The following is a 24,436-nucleotide window of genomic DNA, read 5'->3' on the forward strand; positions in this document are numbered from 1 at the left end:
CTCCGATCACCGAAGCGCGTCATGCCCTACCTGCGGGTAGCGTGGCAGCCAGGGTATCGGGCATAGAGACAGTGAGTGGGCTTGCCGGACACCTCGCCCGGGGTCGTCCTGTCTCTATCTCACTCAGGTACAACCGCTCTCCAAGTACGCGTCGGTAGCGTCGCCCGTAAAGGCAGCGCGGTGGGGACCGTGATCACGTCGCCGGAGCGGTGCGCCAGGAGGGTGGGATTTTGTACGAAGAGTTGCGCATGCGCGGAAAGCGAAGTCTGGCGCGGGCGATCGAGGACTATCTGACGGAATGGTCAGAACGCACCGGCATCACCGTCGAGGTGTGGGCGATGCCCAAGGACCGCGTCACCGGCCCCGTCGCCGACGCCGTCTACGCCGTCGTGACCGAGGCGCTGACCAACGTGGAGCGGCACAGCGGCGCGCACACCGTCTCCATCGCCCTCACCGTGGGCCGGGGCGGGCTCAGGCTCACCGTCAGCGACAACGGCATCGGCTTCCCCCCGGGGCGCACCGGCCGCGGCATGGACATGATGAAGCTGCGCTTCAGTCAGGTGGGGGGCGTGCTGACGATCAACAGCGTCGTCGGCGAGGGCACGACCGTCAGCGGCCAGATCTGAGCCCGGACACCGCCGGAGCCCCACGAGGTGAAGCCCCGGCGGAGACCGTCACGGCTCCGGGCAGCCGGGGTTCGGCGCCTGCTTGGCGTACAGCTTGCCGCACTGGCGCACCACCACCTGGCGGCCGTCCGGGTCGATGGCCACCAGCAGGATCGGGCGGTCCTTGGCGTGCCGGCCGTCCGCGGCGCCGTGCAGCTTGACCAGCCCGCTGTCCCCGTCGATCTCCTGGAGGTTCTCCAGCGCGAGCAGCACGCCGCCCCGGTCGACCACCCCCGGCCCGCCGTCCTCGGGGGCGGGGGCGCCCTGCCCGGAGAACGCCTCCTGGGCGGCCCGCATCAGCGCCACCGCCGCGTCCTGCGCCTGCACGGCGTACTCGGGCGAGGGAAGCCGCGTCCGCTCCAGCTTCGCCATGCCGAGCTCGCGGACCAGGCCGTCGAGCCTCTTGTAGAAGTCCGTCCCGTAGTTCGGGGGGAAGATGTTCCGCTCGTCCTTCTTGGTGCTCGGCGGCGCCAGCGCGACGTACATGACCCGCACGCGGTCGTTGCCGCCGAGCTCGGGGGCGTGGTCGTTGACGTACTGCGTGACGTCGTCGTTGGCCATGACCGTGAGCTGGTGGCACTGCGATTTGGCGAGCGCGTCGACGAAGGCCCCGAACTGCGCCGTCCGGCCCGCGTAGTACACCAGATCCGGCTGGTCCCTGCCCCGGCACACCTCGGTGATCCCCTTCTCCAGGTCGGCGGCCCTGGAGTACCGGATCGGCGTTGCTCCCTTCCCGAACGCGGCGATGAACTTGTCGCCGAGGTCCTCGCCGAGCAGGTCGCTGGGCGTGGCGTCGATGAAGACCTTCGCCGTCCTGGCCGGGGGCGCCTTCCGCTCCGGCACCCCCGCGCGGGCCCACCCGGCCGCCACGGCGGTGAGCCGGGTGTTGGGCGGGGCGAGCGGGAAGAACGACGGGATGTGCCTGCCGTCCGCCTCCCGCATGCCCAGGTCGTCGAAGGTGGACGTGGTGCTGATCACGGGCAGCGCCTTCCTGCCCAGCTCCTGGATCGCCGCGCGCACCTGCTTCCTGCTCTCGCCGAGCCCGATCACGCCGATGATCGTGGGGTCGTCGCGCACCCGGCGCAGGATCTCCCGGGCGACGTCCTCGGCGTACACGAAGTCGGCGCCGCCGTTCGCCGGCAGCACCCGCATCTGGAGCAGGCTGCCGTCGGCGTTGTTCTCGATCAGCCGCCCCTGCGCCAGCGCGATGCCGGCCAGCTCGCCGTTGATGTCGGTCAGCGGGTCGTAGGCCCCGGCCTGCGAATGCCCCGAAGTGGTCAGCTTGCCGAAGTAGACCACGGAGGCGTACGGGTGGCCGGAGGCCAGGATGGCGCGGTTCTGCCGGTCGATGAGCCCGAGCACGGGGGCGAGGTGCGGGGCGAAGACGAACCCGTCCTCGCTGACCCCGACGCACTCGCCCGAGGGCACGCGCCAGATGCCGGGGCCGCAGGTGGCGGTCGCGGTCGCGAGCACCCGCACCAGCGACACCGCCACCAGCGCCGCCACCACGAGCCACGGGATCGCCGGATGCGCGAGCAGGGGCCTCGGCCGTCCCTCCGGCGGAACCGAGTTGGCCTTGGCCATGGCCTGCTCGTCCTCCGCCTCCAGTTCGATGCGCAGGACGCGGTGCGAGCCGAGGGCGCGGTCGCGGGCCAGCTCGGCCTCCCACTGGGCCCACAGCTCCTCGGCGCGGTCGGGCCGTCCGGCCAGGACGCTCACGCGACGGGCGGGGACCGCGCGCGGCGCCCCCGCCACGTCGCCGGGGCCGGTGACGACGACGAGCAGCGGGTCGGCCAGGCGCGTGGCCGCGCGCACCTCCTCGACGCGCGCCACCAGGCGGTCGTCGTCGCCGTTCACCAGCAACACCGGGTAGGACGTGCGCGCCCAGGCGACCCGCCGCCAGACCTTCCAGAGCCGCCGCTCGTAGCCCTGGCGCAGGTCTTCCAGGAACGCGTTCACCAGCAGGCGCTCGATCTCGTCGTTCGCCTGGGCGGCCTCCCTCTGCCGGCGCGGGTCGGCCGAGGCGGCGTCGTCGCGGGCGGACAGCAGGCGCACGGCGAAGCCGGTCAGGTCGCGCGGCTGGTTGCGCCGGTTGTCGGGCATCAGGTACGGCTGCCGCAGGAACCACATGTACCGGCGGCGACCGGCCCAGTTGCGCGACAGCAGCAGCACGTGGAAGGAGCCGATGACCGGGCCGGCGAGGATCGCGCACAACCCGAACAGGGTGGTGAGCTGGTCGGCCCACCCGGCGCTGAGGATGGCCGTGGCGGCGGCCCACGCGGGCAGCGGGCCCTCGGCGTAGGCGCGGACGTTCTTCCAGAAGCCCCTGCGCTCCTGCTCGGTGCCCGTGCCGATCTGCCGGCGCCGCTGGTTCATCGCGCGCCTGACGCCGTCGCGCAGCTCGTGGCCCTCCTCGGTGACGTGCAGGCCGAGCAGCCACTGCACCTGCGCGAACAGCGGGAAGCGCAGGTGCGCCTCCCCGGGTGAGGCGTGCTCGGCCAGGTTCTTCGCCGCCTCGGACAGGCGTGCCGCCCGCGTCGCGTACGGGGGCGCAGGCTCGGCCGGGCCCTCGGCCTCCTGGGGCGGGGTGAGGACGGCACAGGGCGTGCCGGCGCACCGTTCTTCGAGGGCGTCGGCCATCGCCGACGTCGCCTCCCACGGCCCGGTCACCCACAGAACGGGCAGGGGGATGTCGCCGCTGCGCCGGGTCGGGCGCACCCGGACGCGGTCGAAGACGCGCAGGAGTTCCTGCAGGCCCTCGCGCCGCGACTGGGACGTGTGAACGGGATCCGCCTGCGCCGGGCCGGCGGTCACGGGGGAGCGCGGCCCTTCCGGGACGGAAAGGGGGGCTGAGGTCACGGATCTCCTCGGTGGTCCCCTGAAAAGGCTTGGGATCGGCGGGAAGTCGGGAATGGAAAAGGGGCCGTGAACGGCTTCTTGCCCTCTCCAGCATAAGTCGGGCGCACGTCCCGCGCGGGGCCGATCAGCGGATCATTCGCCGCCGGAGCGACCGGGAGAAACGGCCTCGTGTGAAGAAGATCGCGGCCGGATACGCGCGTGGCTTATCCGGCCGGGGGAGGAGCGCTGAATCAGCGAAAATCCTGAAATCGCCAAAATCCGGGTTATTGTCGGCTGAAAAGGGCGGACGACTCAAAGGTCCCGGCGCATGCACACCCGCGGCCACCGGTCGAGCCCCAGCGCGGCCTCACGGCGGCGAAGCGCCCGCAGGCCCGGGGTCAGCTCGGCGTCGTCCAGGGACCAGAAACCGCAGCGCTCGTAGTAGGGGGCGTTCCACGGGACGCGGGCGAAGGTGATCAGCGTGAGCGCGGGCAGGCCCTCGTCCTTGGCGTGGGCGGCGGCGTGGTCGATGAGCGCCCGCCCGAGGCCGTGGCGCGCCGCGGCCGGGTGCACCGAGACCTGCTCCAGGTGCAGGTTGCCGTCGACCGTCTCCGCGATGAGGTAGGCCACCGGACGGCCGGTGTCGTCGGCCGTCACCCACGCCCGCCCGGCCCGCTGGTATCCGGCGAGCACGTCCAGGGACGGCGGCTCGTCGTCGGCCACCGACGGCATGCCGATCTCGCGGAAGAGCCGCCCGGCGGCGCGTTCGATGTCCTGCAGGAGGGGAAGCTCGTCCAGGGCGGCCATGCGAATGCTCATCGGATCATTGTGGCGGGCGCGGCGGCGCCTGAACAGCCGCCCGCCCCCGGGCACGCCGTCCGCCCGGGGGCGGGGACGCGGCCCGTGCGGGGGCGTTCACCTCCCGGCCACCCCCGCGTGCGGCGGCGCGCGGTGTCCTTCGGATGCCGAAGTCATAAACACCCGGCATCCTTGACTGACCCCATGAATTCCGAGTCAGCGCATGCGGAGCGTAGCGTTTCGAGCCCGGAGCGAAGTGTCGCGTTCTAAATGATGCCGGAACCGCATACGCCGAGGTCGTGGCTTCGCGGTGGGGCGGAGGCGTGCGTCTCGTGCGGCCGTGCCGGACATCAAAGATATCTTGTGGCAACCAAATTCAGCGAAATGGTGACATGGCGCGTGCCAGTCAGGAAGGCTCTTCCCGGCGCCGGATCTTCGCCGGGTACCGGGGCTTTGCCGTCGCCGAGGTCAGTCATGGGAGGACGAGTGTCCGTGCCTCGTTCGCGTTCCGGGTTCTCGCCGGAGGTCGCCGCGGCCCTGAGCCAGGCGGACCGCGGACTCCGCGCGCGCATGGGCGACCACTACGCCCTGTTCGACTACTGGCGCTTCGCCATGACCACGATCTGTGCCGTGGACGCCTTCTACGTCGGCTTCTACCGCGAGGACCGGAAGATCGTCTACCCGTACACATTCGACGACTCCCTGCCGATCAAGCGGTACGTCCCGCCGGAGGTCTCCGGCTACGGCCCGAACGGGCAGGCCGCGTGGATCCTGCGGCACCGGCGCGCGTACACCTTCGCCGGCGACAACGGCAGGCTGCTGCACCACGGCATCGCGTTCGGCGACGAGAGGCGGGTGTCGGAGGACGCCATCACCGTTCCCATCTTCGAGCGGCGCGACGCCGGGCAGACGATCATCGGGCTCGCCTCGGTGCAGTCGTACAAGCCCGAGGTCTACACCGCCGAGCACGTGCGCGCGTTCGAGTGGACGGCGAGGTCGGTGGCGACCGTGCTGGCGCGGGAGCGCGAGGACGCCCGCGTCCGGGAGGAGCTCGCCGCCCCCGGGTCCGGCTCGGAGACCGATCCGCCGACCCTCATGGAGGTGGTGCAGGACGTCTCCGCCATCCTCGCCGCCCTGCACACCGGCATCTGCGAGCTGGAGGAGGCCGTGTCGATGTCCGGCTCCCCGCTGCTCGGCCAGGTCAGGCGGCTCCGGCGGCAGTGCGAGCAGGGGCAGACCGAGACGATGGACATCATCGCCCGGCCCTCGCTGCACGCGGAGAACCTCCTCAACTCGCTGTCCTCCAAGGAGCGCGAGATCGCGTTCCTGATCGCCAGGGGCGGCATGACGAACAAGGAGATCGCCGCCCGGGTCTTCGTCACCGAATCGACGATCAAAGGCCATGTCTCGCGGATATTGCGGAAACTCGGCGTCGAACAGCGGTCGGGCATCGCGGCGAAGCTCGGTCATTTCGTCGACGAGCTTCACCGATAAGGGTTCTGGACGCCCCCCGCTCCGGCGCGCCACAGGCGTCCCGCGCGCGGGATTCCCGTCACTCGGCGTTCACGGTCGTTCACGCCGTGGGCATCGGCAGTACTAAGTACTAAGGGCGACCCGGGGAAAACACGCCGCGGATGAGGACGCCGACGATGATCGGTGGGGATATGGTCCATATGTCTAAAGGGAGGATTTGTCCGAGCCTGACGGTTTTCTCCGCACCCGGTCACGCGGTGTGCGGCGAACCGGGCGGCCCGGCGCAGGCAAGGAGCCGGCATGGAGGGGTTGACCATCGCCATCCTCCTGATCACGCTCTTCTTCGGAGTCATCGTCTCCCGGCTGAACCGCCAGGGGCTCGCGGCGCGCGAGAGCGTCGCCGGAGTCTTCCCGCTGACCCCCGAACGAGCGATGCGGATCACGATGGAGGCGGGTCTCACGTCACGGGAACGGCTGCTGGGGGTGGCCGTGCCCGTGCTCTGCACAGGAAAGGGGATGAAACTCGCGTTCGCCTGCCGGGCGGGCGTGATGAGCTTCGAGATCAGCCGGGTGGGGGAGCCGGCGGGCGCCCAGGTGCTCGCCTACGCGGAGAGCGTCGCGGTGATCCGGCTGCCGGAGATCGGCACTCTCGGCGCGCCCGCGACGAGCGCGCTGTACCTGAGGGGGACCCTGGCCAGGAACCCGGCCAAGCTGCTCCGCCGGCGCGAGCGAGTCTTCCGCGCGCTCGACCTGGCGGCCCGGCGGCAGGACCGGCCCGTGGACGGCGAGCGCGTGGGGAGACGCGCCCGTGCCCTGCGGGCCGGGCGTGCCTAGGCGTCCTTGGCCGGCGGGTCGATGCACGCCGCAGCGGATGCTCGATCAGTGAGAAGACCTCCGGATGTGGTGAAGGTGCCGCCTTCACCGAACCGGAGGTCTTCGTGTCCCGCGCCAACGTCAGGCTGACCGCTCCTGATCCCGGGACACTGCTGGGCGATGTCCTCCACCCGCCGCCCTGGGGGTGCCGCCCGGGTCAGTGGACCGCATGTTCGCCTTTGCGCCGATCCCTGACGCGTACGGCCACGAACACCGCCACGGCCAGGACGACCAGGCCGATGACGGCCTTCGAGAGGATCCCGGCGTAGGTCTCCACCAGCGACCAGTTATCGCCGAGCAGGTGCCCGGCCATGATGAAGATGGTGTTCCAGATCAGGCTCCCCAAGGTGGTCAGCAGGGTGAAGGGGACGAGTGGCATGCGCTCCACCCCGGCGGGGATCGAGATGAGGCTGCGGAAGAGCGGGACCATGCGCCCGAAGAACACCGTCTTGCGCCCGTGCCGTCCGAACCACGCCTCGGTCTTCTCGATGTCCGACACCTTGACCAGCGGCAGGCGCGATGCCACGGCGACCACCCGGTCGCGGCCCAGCAGGGCCCCGACGGCGTACAGCGCGAGCGCCCCGACCACCGAGCCCAGCGTGGTCCACACCAGCGCGTCCAGCAGGCTCATGTCCCCCCGGCTGGCGGTGAACCCCGCCAGCGGGAGGATCACCTCGCTCGGCAGCGGGGGGAACAGGTTCTCCAGCGCGATGGCGAGCCCCGCCCCGGGCGCGCCGAGCTGTTCCATGAGTCCGATCGCCCATCCGGCGACCCCGTCCACGGTCGTCGTATCCATGCCCGTGAGGCTATTCAAGATGAGACATATCCGGGGATGAGGGCGACCGTTCGTTTCGCGGGGGGCGCACCACAGAAGCCCACCTGCGGAAAACCCCACACCGTCGCCCGTGCGGCGTCGTTACGCGCGTCCGGCGGTGGGCAGGGGAGCGCCTGCCATCGTCGCGGGCGGACGGGCTAGTCTCCTGATCGGCTCGCGCGTACCCCCTGCCCGACGGAGTTGACCATGGCCTTTCCCCTGGATTCCTGCGGAGTGGGCGGGTGACCCGGATGCCCGGACCGCCGAGAGGCCGCCCGGCGGTCCGGCGGCGCGGCGTCACAGCGGCGACGGCGCTCGTCTTCCTCCTCGCCCTGCTCCTGGGGGTGCCGTCGCCGGCGGCGTCCTCGGCGCGGGCCGGGGTACGGCTGGAGGAGCACCCGTGCCCGGTGGCGGTGCCGGCCGGCACCCGGTGCGGCTACCTGGTGGTGCCGGAGCGCAGGGACGTGTCCGGCGGCCAGGAGATCCGCGTCGGCTACGCCGTCCACCGCTCGACCTCCCCCGGACGCCGGCCCGACCCCGTCGTCTACAGCAGTGGCGGCCCCGGCTCGGCGTCGCTCCAGCTCACCGGCTACCTCACGCAGATGTCCTTCGGCGCCGACCGGGACGTCGTCGTGATCGAGCAGCGCGGCGGCCGGTGGTCGCTGCCACGCCTGGACTGCCCCGAGATCGCCCGCGCCCTTCTCACCACGCTCACCACGCCCGGCCGCACCGGCGACCCGGCCGAGCGCGCGGGGATGGCCGGGGGCGCCGCCGCCTGCAAGGACCGGCTCACGCGGCAGGGCGTCGACCTGCGGGGGTACGTCTCCGCCGAGATCGCCGCCGACGTCGTGGACCTGCGCCGCGCTCTCGGCTACGCCCGCTGGAACCTGTTCGGCGTGAGCTACTCGACCAGGACCATGCTGATGGCCGCGGCCGCGGACCCGCAGGGCACGCGCTCGGTGGTCCTGGACTCCTTCTGGCCCGAGGGCACGCACTGGTACGACCGCGCCACGGCCAAGCTGGCGGGCACGCTCGCGCGGCTCGGCCGCTCCTGGCCCGGGCTGCCCGGCCGCTTCGCGGAGATGGTCCGCGCACTGGACCGGACGCCGGCGCGGCTGGAGACCTCCGATCCGCTCACCGGCCGCCCGCTGACGGTCGTGCTGAACGGGGACGACGTGGCGACCGTCCTCACCGAGGCCATGCACGAGGTGGACGTCCTGCCCGTCGTGCCCGCGCTGGTCGACGCGGTGGCGGGCGGCGACCACCGCCCCTTGCAGCCGCTCGCCGACCAGGCGGGAGGGGCCCTGCTGTCGCACGAGTTCGGGCTCTACTACGCGGTGATGTGCCAGGACGAGGCGCCGGCCAACACCTTCGCCGCCGGCCAGGGCCCGCGCCTGTTCACGGTGACGGGGGACCAGGCCGTGTGCGACGCCTGGCGGCTGCCCGCCTCACCGGCCAGGCCGTCCGTCTCCGGCATGACCGCCCCCGTGCTCGTCGTGGGCGGGGAGTACGACCCGGCCACGCCACCCGCCGACGCCAGGACCGCCGCCGCGGCGCTGCCCGCCGCCCGGTTCACCGAGTTCGCCGGGGTCGGGCACGCCGTCTTCCTGTCCAGCCGGTGCGGCAGGCAGACGATCTCGGCGTTCGTCGAGAACCCCGCCGCCCAGGCGCCGTGCGACCCGCGCCAGGCGGAGTACAAGGTGTGGCGGCCGGGGGAGCTCTACGTCACCCCGGTCGTCTACCGCCTGAGCACGGGCACGTGGTTGCCGCTGATCCCTTTCGTGCTCTTCTTCGTGGCCTCGGCCGCGCAGCTCGTGGCCGGGCTCCTGGGCCTGAGGCGCGGCCGGGGGAGGCGGATCTCCTCACAGCTGGCCCTGACGACGGTGGCCGGTCTCGCGGGGGTCGCGTTCACGATCATGGCGGCGACCGGGGTGTACGGCGTGGCCGCCCACGACGAGACGGTGCTGGCGGTGGGCGTGCCGACCTCGGTCCTGCTGTACGGCACGCTGGCCGCCGTCTCCGCCGTGCTCGCCCTGGCCGTGGTGGTGCGCGGCCCGTTCCGGTGGTGCGACGCGCTGACCGCCCTCGTCGGGGTCGTGCTCGTGGTCTGGTGGTTCGTGTTCCTCTGACCGGCGTGTCCCTGCGACCTGCGGGGCGGCGCGCGCGGGTCAGGGGAGGGTGAGGATCTCGCTGCCGGAGTCGGTCACGACGATCGTGTGCTCGAACTGGGCGGTGCGCCTGCGGTCCTTGGTGACGGCCGTCCAGCCGTCGGGCCACACGTCGTACTCGATGGTGCCGAGCGTGAGCATGGGCTCGATCGTGAACGTCATGCCCGGCACCAGCGTCACCGACAGGGACGGGTCGTCGTAGTGGGGCACGATCAGGCCGGAGTGGAACGAGGTCGAGATGCCGTGGCCGGTGAAGTCGCGCACGACGCCGTAGCCGAACCGCTTGGCGTAGGCCGAGATGACCCGGCCGACGATGTTGAGCTGGCGGCCGGGGGCCACGGCCTTGATCGCGCGCATCATCGCCTCGCGGGTGCGCTCGACCAGCAGCCGCGACTCCTCGTCCACCTCGCCGACGAGGAAGGTGGCGTCGGTGTCGCCGTGCACGCCGCCGATGTAGGCGGTGATGTCGACGTTGACGATGTCGCCGTCACGCAGCACGGTGTCGTCCGGGATGCCGTGGCAGATGACCTCGTTGATCGAGGTGCACAGCGACTTCGGATAGCCGCGGTAGCCGAGCGTGGAGGGGTAGGCGTCGTGGTCGCAGAGGAACTCGTGGCCGATGCGGTCGAGCTCGTCGGTGGTCACGCCGGGGGCGACGTGCCGGCCGACCTCCTCCAGGGCCTGGGCGGCGATGCGCCCGGCGACGCGCATGCGCTCGATCGTCTCGGGCGTCTGGACGTCGGTTTCGCCCCTGCGGGGCTCCTTACGGCCGACATACTCCGGGCGCTCGATGTGGGCGGGGACCTTGAGGGTGGGCGAGAGCCGTCCGGGCCGGAGCAATGTCGTCATGGGGGCAAGTCTAGTTCGGTGACGATAGGGCAGGATCTGACTGGACGGCGAGCGCCGCGGGCGTCCGGGACCCGACCCGAACCCGCGGGTGAGGAGGGCACATGAGCGGTGAGCAGTGGTGGTTCTGTCTCAGGCACATGCAGGTCGAGCCGGACAAGGGCTGCCCGGACAAGCACCGGCTGGGGCCGTACGCCACCCGCGACGAGGCGGCCGGCGCGCTGGAGACGGCCGCCGCCCGCAACCGGGCCTGGCACGAGGGCGACAAGGACTGGGACGACAACTGACACGCCGCCTTTCCGGCATTTCCGCTCGCCCGGTGACCTCAGCCAGGACGGCCGCCTGACGTCTGCCGCCGCTTCCAGGGCCTGGCCGCGATGATGCGGGTGAGGGCCAGGACGCCGACCCCGCACCAGATCAGGTTCAGCACGGCCGACGGCCAGGCGAAGTGGTAGGCGGAGTTGACCATCAGGGCGGCGGCGCCCCAGAGGTTGATGACCTGGTAGGTCAGGCCGGCGCCGGACATCTTCGACATGGACAGCATGGCGTAGGCGTACAGGAGCGACGCGGCGCCGAGGATGCCGGCGACGTCGATGAGGATGGCCAGGGAGGACACCGTCTCAGTCCCCGGTGGGACGGGCGGCCGCCCGCGGCGCGCGATGGGCGCCGCCACGGCCGTGGCTCGGGACCCTGCAGTACAACGAACTCACCCCAATCAATGCGGAAAGCGTGTCCGCGCGGAGCGATCGGACGGGCGGCCGTCGCGACGGCGCGGGACGTGAGCGGTGACGGGACGTACGGTGGCCTGCGGAGGCGGGACGCGGGGCTTCCTCGCGGGTCGGCGGGACGGAAGGCCGTCCGGGCACGGGCGGCGGCCTCACCGGTGGTGCCGCGACGCCGTGACCGGCTCGTTTCCCCAAGGCTACGCCCGGCCGGGCGCGGCGCCCCCGGGACGCGGGGGCAGGGATGCGACGCGGGCGGTCAGGTATCTGACGCGAGCGGAACGCCATGGCAACCCGATGAAAGGATTTGCCTCTGATTTCGGACGGGACCGGGTCCGCCGACGGTCAGGCCGCTTCGAGACGCTCGCCGTCGGCCGGTCCGGGGGACGGATCCGATCAGTCGGGGACGCGGGGACCGGTGACGCGCTCGGCCAGGCGGGCCAGCCGGTCCAGGAGGCGGCCGCGCTGCCGGGGCGCCTCGCCCGCCGCCATGCTGACCAGGTGCTGGGCCGCGTCGAACGTGAACAGCCCGTCGCGTTCCGGCACGGCGAGCGCGTCGTGGGCCAGCCCTTCCAGATCGGGGTCCCCGCCGTCGAGGGCGAGGATCGTCGCGCCCGTGCGCCGGGCGTCGTCCACGCGTTCGAGCAGGGGAACGGGCGCCTTGCGCTCGGCGACCACGAACAGCGTCTCGCCGCGCCGCGCCGCCTGGATGCGGTCGATGCCCACGGCGAGGTGGGGAGGGGCCCCCGGGGGCGGCGACCAGCGCACGAGCGTGGGGGCGAGCTGGGCGAGCCCGCTGACCCGCGCCTCGTCGTCGAGGTGCGCCGCCAGGTGCCACGGCTCGTCCTCAGGGGTGCCGACGACGAGCAGCCCGCCCGGCGTGCGGGTGGCGCGTAGCGGGAGCGCGAACTCGCAGGTGCGCTCCACCCAGCCGGTCGTGGCGAGCACCTCGCGCAGGAAGGTCACCGACGCAGCGTCCATGGCCTCCATGGTGCATCACGGCCCCCGGCGCCGTCCCGATAAGAAACACCTGACATGATCGGGAGAACTGCGACCGCGATCGAGGGGACGATCAGCATCATGAGCGATGAGCTTCGGGACGTCGGCGGGCTGTCGATCGGCATCCTCGGCGGCACGGGGGACCAGGGCAAGGGCCTCGCGCACCGGTTCGCGGTGGCGGGCCACCAGGTCCTGATCGGGTCGCGCAGCGCCTCGCGGGCGCGGGAGGCGGCCGCGAGCCTCGGCGAGGGGCTGCCCGTGCGCGGCGACGAGAACGCCGCGGTGGCCGCCGAGGCCGACGTCGTGATCGTCGCGGTGCCGTGGGACGGGCACCGCGCCCTGCTGGAGTCGCTGCGCTCGGAGCTGGCGGGCAAGATCGTCGTCGACTGCGTGAACCCCCTGGGCTTCGACAAGCAGGGCGCGTTCGCGCTGGACGTCGAGGAGGGCAGCGCGGCCCAGCAGGCGGCGGTCGTCCTGCCCGACAGCCGGGTCGTGGCGGCGTTCCACCACGTCTCCGCCGTGCTGCTGCTCGACCCCGAGGTCGCCGAGATCGACCTGGACGTGCTCGTGCTCGGCGACGACCGCGAGGCCACCGACACCGTGCAGGCGCTGGCGGCCCGCATCCCGGGCGTGCGCGGCGTCTACGGCGGGCGGCTGCGCAACGCCCACCAGATCGAGGCGTTCACCGCGAACCTGATCTCGATCAACCGCCGCTACAAGGCCCACGCCGGGATCCGCGTCACCGATGTGTGAGCCGCCGTCCGAGACGGGGGCGGGGAGCGCTGCCGCGCGTCGGTTCGCGGTGCGTCCATGAGCGCGGCCGTGCGCCCGTCCGAGCGGGGGTCCGCGACTGCGGCCGTGTGCCCGTCCGGAAGCGCGGCCTGGCGAGGTGAATCTGACAAATTGGGTGTTTTACCGTCATTCTTGACGGCATGAGCGATCTGCACCCGGATACCCGTGCCGTCCATGTGCCGCAGCCGCCGCTGAACGGCAGCGTCCCCATCGCGACCCCCATCTACCAGACCTCCGGATTCGCCTTCGAGGACCCCGCGGTCTTCGCCGACGGAATGTCCCGCCCCGACGGCGCCTTCGTCTACGGGCGGCTGTCCAACCCGACCGTCCGCGCGCTGGAGGACGCGGTCGCCGGTCTGGAGGGCGGCGTGGCCGCCGTCGCCGCGGGGTCGGGCATGGGCGCGATCAACTGCGTGCTGTTCGGGCTGCTCTCGCCGGGCGACCACCTGATCGCCCAGAAGCCGCTGTACGGCGGGACGGCCACGGTCATCGCGGACCTGGCCCGCCGGTTCGGGATCGCGGTCAGCTACGTCCCGGAGGACGACCCCGCGGCGGTGCGCGACGCCGTACGCCCCGAGACGCGGCTGCTGTACCTGGAGACGATCGCCAACCCCATGACCCAGGTCGCCGACCTGCCCGGCATGTGCGCCGCCGCGCGCGAGGCGGGCCTGATCTCCGTGGTGGACAACACCTTCGCCTCGCCGGTGCTGTGCCGCCCGCTGGAGCACGGGGCCGACGTCGTCGTCCACTCGGTGACCAAGTACCTCAGCGGGCACAGCGACGTCCTCGGCGGGATCGCCGTCTTCGCCGACGAGGCGCTGCACCGCAAGGTGTGGTCGTTCTCCACCGAGCTCGGCGCCACGCTGGACCCCTTCGCCGCCTGGCTGACCGTGCGCGGCATGCAGACCCTGCCCCTGCGCATGGCGCGCCACTGCGAGAACACCCGCGTCCTCGCCACCCGCCTGGCCGAGCACCCCGCCGTCGAGGCCGTCCACTGGCCTGGGCTGCCCGGACACCCCTCCCACCAGCTCGCCGTCAAGCTCCTGCCCGGCTTCGGGGCCGTCTTCTCCTTCGATCTGACCGGCGGGCGCGCGGCGGGGGAGCGGTTCATGAGCTCGGTACGGCTGGCGCTGCTCGCGCCTTCGCTGGGCGGGGTCGAGACGCTGATCCTGCACCCGGCCACCACCTCTCACCGCTCGCAGACCCCCGGGGAACTGGCCGCCTCAGGGATCGGCGAGGGCACCGTGCGCGTGGCGGTCGGCATCGAGCACGCCGAGGACCTCTGGTCCGACTTCACCCAGGCCCTTGACCGCTAGGAGACACCAGTGATCATCACGCGGCGGGACGTCGAAGAGGCGGACGCGCGCATCGCCGGGCGCGTCCGGCGCACGCCGGTGATCGAGGGAGAGCCGGGGCTCGTGCTGAAGCTGGAGAGCCTCCAGCACGCGGGCTCGTTCAAGGTCCGCGGCGCGTTCAACCGCATCCTCGGCGCCGGCCCCACGCCGGACGCCGGGGTGATCGCGGCGAGCGGGGGCAACCACGGGGTCGCGGTGGCGTACGCGGCGCGCGTGCTCGGCGTCCGTGCGGAGATCTTCGTCCCCGAGGTGTGCGCGCCGATCAAGGTCGCCGGGCTCCGGGCGCTCGGCGCGCACGTCACCCAGACCGGCGCGATCTTCGCCGACGCCTACGAGGCCTCGGCCAAGCGGGCCGCCGAGACCGGAGCCCTGGAGATCCACGCCTACGACCAGCCGGAGGTCGTGGCGGGCCAGGGCACGCTCGGGCTGGAGCTCATCGGCCAGGCCCGGACGCTGGGCGGTGTGGACACCATCCTCGTCGCGGTGGGCGGCGGCGGGCTGATCGCGGGCGTGGCGGCGGCGGTGGCGGGCGAGGCCCGGGTCGTCGCCGTGGAGCCCGAGCGCATTCCGACGCTGCACGACGCGATGGCCCACGGCGGTCCGGTGGCGGTCGAGGTCAGCGGGGTCGGCGCCGACGCCCTGGGCGCGAGCAGGGCCGGGCGCATCGCGTACGAGACGGCGCGGGCGGCGGGCGTACGGGCGCTGCTGGTCACCGACGAGGCGATCACCGAGGCGCGCCGCGAACTGTGGCGCGACTACCGCCTCGCCACCGAGCACGCGGGCGCGACCGCTCTGGCCGCCCTCCGCTCGGGCGCGTACACCCCCGACCCGGGCGAGCGGGTCGCCGTCGTCGTCTGCGGCGCCAACACCGACCCGTCCACCCTCACCTGACCAAGTCCAGGCCGCCTCCCGAGTCCCTTGAACCCGGCAGAGCGAACCCAGGCAATGGCCACGTTCGGGGCGCCGACTCCAGGGCGCCCCGAACCGCCGTGCCGGAGGCGCGGCCATGAACGCAGCTCAGCTGTAGCTGTGCTCCGGGGCGGGGAACACGCCGGAGACGACCTCGTCGGCGAAGGCGCGGACCGCGTGGTCCATCTCGCCGGCCAGGTCGAAGTACTTCTTCACGAACTTCGCGGGGTGCGGGGTGAGGCCCATGAGGTCCTGCCAGACCAGGACCTGGGCGTCGGTGGACGGTCCGGCGCCGATGCCGATCGTCGGGATGGACAGCGCGGCCGTGACCCGCGCGGCGAGGTCGGCGGGCACGCATTCGAGCACGACGGCGAACGCGCCCGCGTGCTCCAGCGCCTTGGCGTCGGCCATCAGCTCGTCGCCCGACTGGCCCCGGCCCTGGACGCGGTAGCCGCCGAACGCGTTCACCGACTGCGGGGTCAGCCCGAGGTGGCCCATGACGGGGATGCCGGCCGAGACCAGCAGGTCGATCTGCGGCAGTACGCGGCGCCCGCCCTCCAGCTTGACCGCGTGGGCGCCCGCCTCCTTCATGAACCGCGCGGCAGAGGCCAGCGCGTCCTGCGGGGACGCCTGGTAGGAGCCGAACGGCAGGTCGGCCACCACCAGCGCGCGGGAGGACCCGCGGACGACGGCGGCGGTGAGCGGGATGAGGTCGTCGACGGAGACCGGCAGCGTGGAGTCGTAGCCGTACACGACCATCGCGGCGGAGTCGCCGACGAGCATGACCGGAATGCCGGCCTCGTCGAACACCTTGGCGGTCATCGCGTCGTAGGCGGTGACCATCGGCCACTTCTCGCCGCGGTCCTTGGCGGCGGCGAGGTCGCGGACGGTCACCCTTCGCCCAGCTTGGCCGCCGTAGAGCGCGGTCGGCGAGCTGGAGTTTCTCGACGTAGAGGACATCATGGGTACCTCCAGGTCTCGAGGCGCCCCTGTGGCGTCCCCGGACGGTCAGATCATCGCACGGCTGACCGTTATGACAACACCCGGGATGCCCTCTACTCATCCCTTCACGCGCCCTGACCCGGGCTTTACCGAGGAGACCGCCCGGCGGTCCCGGTGAGGTGCGCCGACGCCGGCGCCTTCCTTCCCGCCGGACCCGCGCCGGCGGGCGAACATAACGAAACGCGACTGTTGCGTATCGAATCCCCGCGCGCTACGGTAGCGCTGCGAAACGCACCCGTATCGATATTTCGCTCTTAACTGTACTTGGGGGGTTCGTGGACAACCCGACAGGTCACCCACGCCGCTGGCAGGTCCTCGGCGTGATGGTGTTCAGCCTGCTCGCCGTCGTTCTCGACAACACGATTCTCAACGTGGCTCTGAAGGTCATCTCCGACCCCGAGGCGGGGCTCGGGGCGACGCAGAGCCAGCTCGAATGGGCCATCAACTCCTACACGCTCGTCTTCGCCGGCCTGCTGTTCACCTTCGGGGTGCTCGGCGACCGGTTCGGGCGCAAGCGCATGCTGCAGATCGGCATGGTGCTGTTCGGCCTGGCGTCCCTGGCCAGCGCCTACGCGCAGGACCCCGCGCAACTGATCGCCGCGCGGGCCGCCATGGGCCTCGGCGGCGCGGCCGTCATGCCCGCCACCCTGGCGATCATCTCCAACGTCTTCGCGCCGCAGGAGCGCGGCAAGGCCATCGGCATCTGGTCCGGCGGGGTGGGCCTCGCGGTCGCCATCGGCCCGATCACCGGCGGCATCCTGCTGGAGCACTTCTGGTGGGGCTCGGTCTTCCTGGTTAACGTGCCCGTCGTCATCATCAGCTCGGTGCTGATCGCGTTGCTGGTGCCCGAGTCGCGCAACCCCGACAAGGCCCAGCTCGACCCGTTCGGCGTGCTGCTGTCCATCGTCGGCCTGGTCGGCATCGTCTACGGCATCATCAAGATCGGCGAGCTGGGCACGGTCACCGACCCGCAGGTCTGGGCGTCCACTCTCGTCGGCGTGGCCGTGCTCGCGGGCTTCGTCCTGCACGAGCGCAGGACGGCCCACCCGGCCTTCGACGTGCGCTACTTCGCCATCCCGAGGTTCTCCACCGCCGTCGCCAGCGTCGGCCTGGCGTTCTTCGCCATGATGGGCGTGATGTTCTTCATGGCGTTCTACCTGCAGATCGTCAAGGGGTACTCGCCGCTCGTGGCGGGCGCGCTCGTGCTGCCGTTCGCGGCGGCCCAGCTCATCTTCTCGCCGCTCAGCGCCCAGATGGTCCGCCGCTTCGGCGGCAAGGTGCTCGCCACCGCGAGCATGCTGCTGGTCGCGGCGTCCCTCGCGAGCTACACGATCCTCCAGGTGGACACCCCGATCTGGGTGTTCGAGATCCTCGGCTTCGTGCAAGGGGCGGCGCTCGCCAACATCGGCCCGCCGGCCACCGAGGCCGTGATGTCCTCGGTGCCCCGCGAGAAGGCGGGCGTCGGCTCGGCCATGACCAACACCGTCCGCCAGGTCGGCGGTGCGCTCGGGGTCGCGCTGCTCGGCTCGGTCCTGTCCGCGACCTACCGCGACAACGTGGCCGGCACGCTGACGATCCTCCCGGAGGGCCTCCGGCACGCGGCGGGCGAGTCCATCACGGCCACCATGGGCGTCGCCGAGTCCCTCGGCGCCAAGGGCGCCGCGCTCGTCGCCCCCGCCAAGCAGGCCTTCGTGGACGGCATGCACGTGACGGCCGTCTGCGCCGCCGTGATCGCGCTCGTCGGCGCGGCCGTGGTGGCGAAGTGGCTGCCAGGGAAGGAAACGGTCGTGCCGCCGGTGGCGGCACCGGAAAGCGCCGAACCGGCAGTAGTGTGAACAGATCATGGTGACTGAGCAGATGGGGGTCGCCCGAGCGCCGGGCCGCCCTCGCAGCGAGAAGGCGGAGCGCGCGATCGTCGACGCGACGATCGACATGCTGGCGGAGGGCACGAGCGTGGCGGAGCTCTCCATCGAGGCCATCGCCACGCGGGCGGGCGTGGGCAAGACCACCATCTACCGGCGCTGGTCCAACAAGGAGGACCTGGTCGTCGACGCGCTGGCCACCCTCAAGCCCCCCGTGCCCGAGCCGCTCGGCAGGTCCGCGCGCGAGGACATCGTCCGCCACCTCGGTGCGATGCAGCAGGAGACCCACGACCGGCGCCTGCGCTGCATCACGACCATCGCGCTGAGCGAGTCCGACCGCTACCCGCACCTGGCCGAGCGCTTCCGCGAGATCGCGATCAAGCCCCGGCGCGAGGCGCTGCGGGCGATCATCCAGCGGGGCGTCGACACGGGGGAGTTCCGCGCCGGCATCGACGTCGAGATGGCGATGGCCGCGCTCAGCGGGGCGATGCTGTTCTTCACCAAGTGGCGTGACCCCAAAGAGGAACTCCCCGCCGACCTGGCCGAGCGCATCACCGCCCAGGTACTGGCGGGCCTGCACGCCTGAGCTGTGCCTATGGCCTCGCTTCGCTCGGCTGGTTCGGGGCGCCTTAGAGTCGGCGTTCTTCCGCCCTCGCAGGCAAGGGATCGTCCCTCACCCTTGCCTGCGAGGACTCCAGAACACCGCCGCGCCCCGAACGTGCCTATGGCCTCCCTTTGCTCGGCTGGTTCGGGGCGCCTTAGAGTCGGCGTTCTTCCGCCGTCACACGCAAGGGATCGTCCCTCACCCTTGCGCGTGACGGCTCCAGAACACCGCCGCGCCCCGAACGTGCCTATGGCCTCGCTCCGCTCGGCGGTTCGGGGCGGCTTGGGATGCGTGGCGCGGACAGGTCAGGTGGCGGGGGTCTCGCGCCAGCGGTTGGTGATCGGCAGCCTGCGGTCGCGTCCGAAGTTCTTCGGGGTGATCTTGGGGCCCGGCGGGTACTGGCGCCGCTTGTACTCGGCGAGGTCCACCAGCCGGATCACCCGGGCGACCAGCTCAGGGTCGTGCCCGGCCGCGACCAGCTCCTTCTTGCCCATGTCGTGCTCGACGTAGTCGGCCAGCAGCCGGTCGAGGACGTCGTACGGCGGGAGCGAGTCGGTGTCGCGCTGGCCCGGGCGCAGCTCGGCGCTCGGCTCCTTGGTGATGGAGCTCTCGGGGATGGGCGGGACGGCGAAGGGGTGCAGCAGGTCGCCCTCGCGGCCGGTCTGGGCGTTGCGCCACCGCGACAGCTCCCACACCATCGTCTTCAGCACGTCCTTGATCGGCGCGAACCCGCCCGCCGAGTCGCCGTACAGCGTGGAGTAGCCGGTGGCCAGCTCGCTCTTGTTGCCCGTGGTCAGCACCAGGTGGCCGTGCTCGTTGGACAGGCTCATCAGCAGCATGCCGCGCACCCGCGCCTGAAGGTTCTCGGCGGCCAGGCCGTGCAGGTCGATCTCCTTCTCGAAGGCGTCCACGATGCCCTCGATGGGCACCAGCCGCGCGTGCGAGCCCTGCCGCTCGACCAGGTCACGGGCGTCGCCCACCGAGTGGTCGGAGGAGTGGCGGGACGGCATGAGCACGACGTGCACGCGGTCGGGGCCCACGGCGTCGGCCGCGATGGTCGCGGTCAGCGCCGAGTCGATGCCGCCGGACAGGCCGAGGATCACCGATCGGAAGCCGTTCTTGGCGAAGTAGTCGCGCACGCCGAGCACGAGCGCCGAGTACACCTCTTCCAGGTCGTCCAGGCGCGGGGCCACGACGGGCGGCTCGGGGGTGTAGACGGGAAGGGGATCGGCGGAGATCTCCAGCCGCTCGACGGTGATCGTCGTGCCGTCCCTGGCGTCCACCGGGAAGGACCCGGGACGCGCGGCGGGGTCGGCGGCGGGCAGCTCCAGGTCGGTGACCAGCAGTTCCTCGCGGAACTGGCCCGCGCGGGCGATGAGCTCGCCGCCGGCGCCGACCACGATCGAGTCGCCGTCGAAGATCAGCTCGTCCTGGCCGCCGACCTGGTTCGCGTAGGCGAGCGCGCACCCGGCCTCGCGGGCGCGGTCGGCGCACAGCTCCAGCCGGACGTCGTCCTTCTCGCGCTCGTACGGCGAGGCGTTCGGCACGACCAGCAGGCCCGCGCCCGCCTGGGCGACGGCCGACACCGGGCCGCCGTCCTGCCACAGGTCCTCGCAGACGGCGATCGCCACGTCCACGCCGTGCAGGCGGAAGATCGGCAACCGGTCGCCGCGCACGAAGTAGCGGTACTCGTCGAAGACGCCGTAGTTCGGCAGGTGGTGCTTGGCCGTGCGGGTGACGACGCGGCCGCGGTGCAGCAGCGCGGCCGCGTCCAGCGGCGCGCCCTTCGGCTGCCCGGCGCGGGGCGCCATGCCCGAGCGGTCGACGTACCCGACGACGACGGGCACCTCGCCGAGCCCCTCCTCGGCCAGCCGTGCGGCCACGGCGTCCAGCGTCGCGATCGAGGCGTCCACGAACGACGTGCGGAGCACCAGGTCTTCGACGGGATATCCGGTCAGGAACATCTCGGTGAAGACCACCAGGTGCGCGCCGCGGTCGGCGGCCCGACGCGTCCACCCGATCAGCGCGTCGGCGTTGGCGGAAAGGTCGCCCACCACCGGGTTGGTCTGGGCGAGGGCGATACGCAGTTGAGGCACGATCTCCACCTTACGTGTGCCGCCCGCCCGCCCCTCGCGGAGGTTCAGCTCTGAGGGCGCACGCCGCCCATGGGAAGTGCCGGTACAGCGTGCCGATGCCCACACCCGCCCGGCTCGCGATCTCCCCAGCCGAGCGCAGGCCCCCTGCTCGGCGAACGCCGCCCGCGCCTCGGTGAGCAGCGGCTAGAGCCGGATCTGTATCGAATCCACCCCCTAGGAGGGCTGGTCGGGTAGCATTCGATACATGACTCCCGGAGTGGGCTCTCGGCTCGAAGCGCGCCTGGCCGTGCTTCCCGCGACGTTCACGACAGCACAGGCTAGAAGGGCGGCCGTCTCACCGCGAGACCTGGCAATCCTCACATCGGCCGGAGAGGTCGACGAGATCTCCCGGGGTGTCTATCGTCGCGCGGACGCCCCGGTGACCGCGTATCTGGACGTGCTCGCCGTCAGTCTGCGGGCGCCCCGTGCCGTCGTCTGCGGTGAGTCCGCACTCGCGATCCAAGAGTTGATCGATGATATTCCCGTGAGCGTCCACATCGCGATTCCGCGGGGCACACACCGCCCATCCATCTCCTACCCGCCGACCACGGTCACCCAGGTCGCGACCGCGAACTTCTCCCTGGGCATCGAGCGGTTCGAAGCCGCGCCGGGGGAATGGGTGCCCATATACAACGCGGCACGCAGCGTCGTCGACGCGATGCGCCGGCGTCGGCGCATCGGCGAGACACTCGCGCTGGCCGCACTCGGACGCTACCTCCGCCGCGAAGGCCCCGCCGGCGTCCACGAGCTTCAGAGCACGGCGCGCGAACTGGGCGCGCTGTCCGCCGTCCGGCCCGCCGTCGAGGCGATGCTCGCCTGATGCCGAACCCGACACGCGACACGCCCGCCGGTCTCATCTACAACGACCTGCGGAACCTGGCTCGCCGCACCGGCCGGTCCACCGACGAGATCATGGTCGAATACGTGCTCGAGCGCTTCCTCTATCGCATGGGCCTGTCCCCATCGGGCGAGCACTTCGTCCTCAAGGGCGGCCTTCAGCTCGCTCGTTTCGGTGCGCGCCGGCTCACCCGTGACATCCACATGCTGGGACGTGGATTCCCCGGCGAAGAAGCGGAAATCGTCCGGAGGGTGGCGAGCATCGCCGACACCTATGTCGATGACGGCGTCGAGTTCGACCCCGCGACTCTCAAGGCGGTCCCCATCCGGGTGGACGAACCGTACAACGGGCTGCGCCTGACCATGGCCGCATCGATCGCCCGCGCGCGTCTGAAGCTCCAACTCGACATCAGCTTCGGGGACCCCGTGACTCCCGGGCCGCAGGTCATCGACTATCCGCAGCAGCTTTCCGCGGACACCTTCCAGATCTTCGGCTATCCCCTGGCCACGGTCATCGCGGAGAAGCTGTCCACCGCCGTCGCTCTCGGCGATCTCAACACCAGAGAGCGCGACTACGCCGACCTTTACCGCCTCACGACGCTCCACGTGCTCGACGGTGGTGAGCTCACCGCGGCGTTGGCCGCGACCGCCGGACACCGCGGCATCACCCTGCGCCCGCTCACCGCCTCGATCACCGATCTCGGGGAACGCCGCCAGACCTCCTACGCGGCCTGGCGGCGACGGCAGGGAACGGCGGGGACCGGTTACCCCGACCGGTTCTCCGACGTTGTGGAACTGGTCATCGCCTTCGCCGACCCTGTCCTCGTCGGCGAGGTCGCCGGGCTGAGTTGGTACCCCGAGCCAAGGACGTGGTCATGAGCATCCGTGCGGGCGTGCCGAACCGACAGGATCGCCGGGGGCGCCCGTTCCCGGGCGTGCTCATGGTGCCGTGCCCGGGCTGATCAGGCCGGACTCGTAGGCGAGGACGACCAGTTGGGCGCGGTCGAGCAGGGCCAGGCGGGTCAGGAGGGTGGTGATCGCCGTGGCGATGGAGTCCTCGGGGGTGGACAGGGTCGCGGCGATCTCCTGGTTGGTCTGGCCGCGGGCCACGAGTTTGATGAGGTCCAGGTCGGCGTCGGTCAGGCCCTTCAGGGCGGGGGGGACGTCGGGGTCGCCGTGCCCGGCGAAGGCGGCGATGAGCCGGGTCGTCATGGCGGGGTCGATCAGCGCGTCGCCGTCCGCCGCGGCGCGGATCGCGGCCAGGAGCTGCTCGGGCGGGGAGGTCTTCAGGACGAAGCCGCTGACCCCCGCGCGCAGGGCCGCGTACAGGTTGTCGTCGGTCCCGAAGGTGGTCATCATGACGACCTTCGGCGGGGCGGCGTCGGCCAGGATCCGGCGCGCGGCGGCGAGGCCGTCCAGGCGCGGCATCGAGATGTCCATCAGCACCAGGTCGGGGCGGGTTCGGCGGATCAGCGCGATGGCCTGCTCGCCGTCCTGCGCCTCGCCGACCAGCTCCAGGCCCGGCTCGTTCTCCATGATCACCCGAAGGCCCGCGCGGACGAGTGCCTGGTCGTCGGCGACGACCACCCGCAGGGCCGACTCCTCCCGCGCGGTCATCCCGGCGGGCGCGGCGTCCGGGGCGGGGCTGTCCAGGTGCGACGACTGGGCGAGGATGTCGCGTTCCAGCCGCTGGAGGGTCGGGCCGAGGTCGAGACCCAGTTCCTCGCGCAGCAGCGTGCGCGCCCGGCGCAGCGCCCCGAGGGCGTCGCCCTGCCGTCCCGTCCGGTACAGGGCCAGGGCGAGCAGCCGCCACGCCTCCTCACGCAGGGGGTGGGCCGAGGCGTGGGACTCCAGGTCCGGGATGGTCGCCGTCGCCCTGCCGAGCCGCAGCGCCGCCTCGGCGCGCTGCTCCACCGCCATCAGCCGCAGCTCGTCGAGCCGCATCGCCTCGGCGGCGGCCCACGGGAGGTCGGCGAACTCGGCCAGCGCCGGCCCGCGCCACAGCCCGAGCGCCCGTTCCATGCGGTCCCACACCGCGGCGGCGTCCCCGGTCTCGCCGGCGCGGACGAGGCTTTCGAACAGCCAGGTGTCGACGGCGTCGGAGCCGGTGCGCAGCGCGTACCCGGGCGGGGCGGAGACCAGGATCTCCGCCTCCTCGCGCGGGGCGCGGCCGGGCTCCAGCGCGCGGCGCAGCCGGGAGACGTAGCCCTGGATCGTCGAGAGCGCCTGGGCGGGGGGATCGCCCGGCCACAGCTCGTCGATGAGCACGGTCATCGGGACGGCCCTGCCGCGGGCCACGAGCAGCCGCGCGAGGACGGCCTGCTGGCGCAGCCCGCCGAGGTCCAGCGCGGAATCGTGATCAAGTACCTGAAAGGGACCCAAAGCATGGAATTTCAACATCGCAGCGCACAGCGTAGGGCCAAACCGGTCCGCGCGTACGCGGACACGACAGGCTGAGGCCCAGCCGTAAGCTTCGGCGCGGAATTCGCATTCCGGGCCTGAATTTCAATACGAAATCCGTACACGGCCGACATGAAAGCCGGACGAAACAGGGCCGCGCCGTCGTCGTCGGCGCGTGAACCGTCGCATTCCGTTGGCTCGGCCACCACGGTCCGCCATGACCCAAGGAGTACGCGCGGCACAACGGGCATGTCGATCTGCTGCGGGAGCGCGCCGACGGCGCCACCGGGCAATGAGTGAGCCCTCAGCGAAGACTGAGCCGCGCACTCGGCGGGCGCCCGGTG

The 24,436-nt window shown here is 71.9% G+C and carries 22 protein-coding genes and 2 pseudogenes; 14 read left to right on the forward strand and 10 right to left on the reverse strand.

What is annotated here, in order from left to right; translation table 11 throughout:
* Nucleotides 1–248: 248 nt before the first annotated feature.
* The gene (locus tag DQ384_RS23940; RefSeq protein ID WP_114031111.1) at nucleotides 249–626 is read left to right on the forward strand and encodes a sensor histidine kinase; all 378 of its coding nucleotides are present in this window, start codon (nucleotides 249–251) and stop codon (nucleotides 624–626) included.
* 48 nt (nucleotides 627–674) lie between these two features.
* Here DQ384_RS23940 and DQ384_RS23945 read toward each other — a convergent pair whose 3' ends face one another.
* Together DQ384_RS23945 and DQ384_RS23950 are read right to left on the reverse strand one after the other, a co-directional pair.
* Nucleotides 675–3,524: a type 1 periplasmic-binding domain-containing protein gene (locus DQ384_RS23945; RefSeq protein ID WP_147268879.1), complete on the reverse strand. Its 2,850-nt coding sequence runs from the start codon at nucleotides 3,522–3,524 to the stop codon at nucleotides 675–677.
* A gap of 291 nt (nucleotides 3,525–3,815) precedes the next feature.
* Nucleotides 3,816–4,322 carry a GNAT family N-acetyltransferase gene (locus tag DQ384_RS23950; RefSeq protein ID WP_114031113.1) on the reverse strand — a complete coding sequence of 169 codons (507 nt, stop codon included), beginning with the start codon at nucleotides 4,320–4,322 and terminating at the stop codon, nucleotides 3,816–3,818.
* 471 nt (nucleotides 4,323–4,793) lie between these two features.
* On the opposite strand from DQ384_RS23950, the gene DQ384_RS42315 reads away from it, so the two are divergent.
* Both DQ384_RS42315 and DQ384_RS23960 read left to right on the forward strand, forming a co-directional pair.
* On the forward strand, nucleotides 4,794–5,795 hold the full coding sequence (locus tag DQ384_RS42315) for a helix-turn-helix transcriptional regulator (protein WP_220183107.1): 1,002 nt from the start codon (nucleotides 4,794–4,796) through the stop codon (nucleotides 5,793–5,795).
* 279 nt (nucleotides 5,796–6,074) lie between these two features.
* Entirely contained in the window at nucleotides 6,075–6,608 is a 534-nt protein-coding gene (locus DQ384_RS23960; protein WP_114031114.1) for a hypothetical protein, read from the forward strand.
* 196 nt (nucleotides 6,609–6,804) lie between these two features.
* Here the strand turns inward: DQ384_RS23960 and DQ384_RS23965 are convergent, their stop codons facing one another.
* Nucleotides 6,805–7,443, reverse strand: coding sequence for a DedA family protein (locus DQ384_RS23965; protein WP_114031115.1), 639 nt, complete (start codon nucleotides 7,441–7,443; stop codon nucleotides 6,805–6,807).
* A gap of 269 nt (nucleotides 7,444–7,712) precedes the next feature.
* Here DQ384_RS23965 and DQ384_RS23970 point away from each other — a divergent pair, with 269 nt between their 5' ends.
* On the forward strand, nucleotides 7,713–9,590 hold the full coding sequence (locus DQ384_RS23970) for an alpha/beta fold hydrolase (protein WP_147268880.1): 1,878 nt from the start codon (nucleotides 7,713–7,715) through the stop codon (nucleotides 9,588–9,590).
* 39 nt (nucleotides 9,591–9,629) lie between these two features.
* Here DQ384_RS23970 and map read toward each other — a convergent pair whose 3' ends face one another.
* A complete protein-coding gene (gene map, locus DQ384_RS23975) occupies nucleotides 9,630–10,478 on the reverse strand; it encodes a type I methionyl aminopeptidase (protein ID WP_114031117.1) in 849 nt (282 codons plus the stop codon).
* A 101-nt stretch (nucleotides 10,479–10,579) separates the two neighbouring features.
* Between map and DQ384_RS23980 the strand changes: the two genes are divergently transcribed.
* Nucleotides 10,580–10,762, forward strand: coding sequence for a hypothetical protein (locus DQ384_RS23980; protein WP_114031118.1), 183 nt, complete (start codon nucleotides 10,580–10,582; stop codon nucleotides 10,760–10,762).
* A 38-nt stretch (nucleotides 10,763–10,800) separates the two neighbouring features.
* Here the strand turns inward: DQ384_RS23980 and DQ384_RS23985 are convergent, their stop codons facing one another.
* The gene (locus DQ384_RS23985; RefSeq protein ID WP_245966728.1) at nucleotides 10,801–11,091 is read right to left on the reverse strand and encodes a CBU_0592 family membrane protein; all 291 of its coding nucleotides are present in this window, start codon (nucleotides 11,089–11,091) and stop codon (nucleotides 10,801–10,803) included.
* A gap of 502 nt (nucleotides 11,092–11,593) precedes the next feature.
* Nucleotides 11,594–12,178 carry a hypothetical protein gene (locus DQ384_RS23990; protein ID WP_181871374.1) on the reverse strand — a complete coding sequence of 195 codons (585 nt, stop codon included), beginning with the start codon at nucleotides 12,176–12,178 and terminating at the stop codon, nucleotides 11,594–11,596.
* 99 nt (nucleotides 12,179–12,277) lie between these two features.
* On the opposite strand from DQ384_RS23990, the gene npdG reads away from it, so the two are divergent.
* The 3 genes from npdG (at nucleotide 12,278) to DQ384_RS24005 (ending at nucleotide 15,234) form a co-directional block, all read left to right on the forward strand.
* A complete protein-coding gene (gene npdG / locus DQ384_RS23995) occupies nucleotides 12,278–12,949 on the forward strand; it encodes an NADPH-dependent F420 reductase (protein WP_114031291.1) in 672 nt (223 codons plus the stop codon).
* A gap of 179 nt (nucleotides 12,950–13,128) precedes the next feature.
* Nucleotides 13,129–14,304: a trans-sulfuration enzyme family protein gene (locus DQ384_RS24000; RefSeq protein ID WP_114031120.1), complete on the forward strand. Its 1,176-nt coding sequence runs from the start codon at nucleotides 13,129–13,131 to the stop codon at nucleotides 14,302–14,304.
* Nucleotides 14,305–14,313: 9 nt separating this feature from the next.
* Nucleotides 14,314–15,234 (forward strand): threonine/serine dehydratase, encoded by a 921-nt coding sequence (locus DQ384_RS24005; protein WP_220183108.1) that lies wholly within the window; start codon nucleotides 14,314–14,316, stop codon nucleotides 15,232–15,234.
* Nucleotides 15,235–15,360: 126 nt separating this feature from the next.
* On the opposite strand, the gene panB is transcribed toward DQ384_RS24005, so the two are convergent.
* Nucleotides 15,361–16,212 carry a 3-methyl-2-oxobutanoate hydroxymethyltransferase gene (panB, locus tag DQ384_RS24010; protein ID WP_114031293.1) on the reverse strand — a complete coding sequence of 284 codons (852 nt, stop codon included), beginning with the start codon at nucleotides 16,210–16,212 and terminating at the stop codon, nucleotides 15,361–15,363.
* 317 nt (nucleotides 16,213–16,529) lie between these two features.
* On the opposite strand from panB, the gene DQ384_RS24015 reads away from it, so the two are divergent.
* Entirely contained in the window at nucleotides 16,530–18,089 is a 1,560-nt protein-coding gene (locus DQ384_RS24015; RefSeq protein WP_245966729.1) for a DHA2 family efflux MFS transporter permease subunit, read from the forward strand.
* A gap of 7 nt (nucleotides 18,090–18,096) precedes the next feature.
* Nucleotides 18,097–18,702, forward strand: a complete 606-nt coding sequence (locus tag DQ384_RS24020) for a TetR/AcrR family transcriptional regulator (protein WP_114031121.1) — start codon at nucleotides 18,097–18,099, stop codon at nucleotides 18,700–18,702.
* Between the two features lie 323 nt (nucleotides 18,703–19,025).
* Here DQ384_RS24020 and DQ384_RS24025 read toward each other — a convergent pair whose 3' ends face one another.
* Nucleotides 19,026–20,816, reverse strand: coding sequence for an NAD+ synthase (locus DQ384_RS24025; protein WP_114031295.1), 1,791 nt, complete (start codon nucleotides 20,814–20,816; stop codon nucleotides 19,026–19,028).
* A 10-nt stretch (nucleotides 20,817–20,826) separates the two neighbouring features.
* Complete coding sequence (locus DQ384_RS44235) at nucleotides 20,827–21,132, reverse strand: TetR family transcriptional regulator (protein ID WP_425451516.1); 306 nt, start codon at nucleotides 21,130–21,132, stop codon at nucleotides 20,827–20,829.
* Between DQ384_RS44235 and DQ384_RS44240 the strand changes: the two are divergent.
* The 3 genes and pseudogenes from DQ384_RS44240 to DQ384_RS24040 form a co-directional block, all read left to right on the forward strand.
* A pseudogene (locus DQ384_RS44240) lies at nucleotides 21,061–21,210 on the forward strand (type IV toxin-antitoxin system AbiEi family antitoxin domain-containing protein); the annotation flags it as partial. The gene DQ384_RS44235 and the pseudogene DQ384_RS44240 sit on opposite strands and share 72 nt — an antisense overlap.
* A 24-nt stretch (nucleotides 21,211–21,234) precedes the next feature.
* Nucleotides 21,235–21,675, forward strand: a complete 441-nt coding sequence (locus tag DQ384_RS24035) for a type IV toxin-antitoxin system AbiEi family antitoxin domain-containing protein (protein ID WP_220183110.1) — start codon at nucleotides 21,235–21,237, stop codon at nucleotides 21,673–21,675.
* Nucleotides 21,675–22,571, forward strand: a complete 897-nt coding sequence (locus tag DQ384_RS24040) for a nucleotidyl transferase AbiEii/AbiGii toxin family protein (protein WP_114031124.1) — start codon at nucleotides 21,675–21,677, stop codon at nucleotides 22,569–22,571. The genes DQ384_RS24035 and DQ384_RS24040 overlap by 1 nt, the downstream gene beginning before the upstream one ends.
* A 60-nt stretch (nucleotides 22,572–22,631) precedes the next feature.
* Here the strand turns inward: DQ384_RS24040 and DQ384_RS43985 are convergent, their stop codons facing one another.
* Nucleotides 22,632–24,074: a BTAD domain-containing putative transcriptional regulator gene (locus tag DQ384_RS43985; protein WP_342769448.1), complete on the reverse strand. Its 1,443-nt coding sequence runs from the start codon at nucleotides 24,072–24,074 to the stop codon at nucleotides 22,632–22,634.
* A gap of 242 nt (nucleotides 24,075–24,316) precedes the next feature.
* Here DQ384_RS43985 and DQ384_RS44245 point away from each other — a divergent pair.
* Nucleotides 24,317–24,388, forward strand: a pseudogene (locus tag DQ384_RS44245) (mycothiol transferase); the annotation flags it as partial.
* Nucleotides 24,389–24,436: the final 48 nt, after the last annotated feature.

Source organism: Sphaerisporangium album (assembly GCF_003323745.1).
GTDB lineage: Bacteria > Actinomycetota > Actinomycetes > Streptosporangiales > Streptosporangiaceae > Sphaerisporangium > Sphaerisporangium album.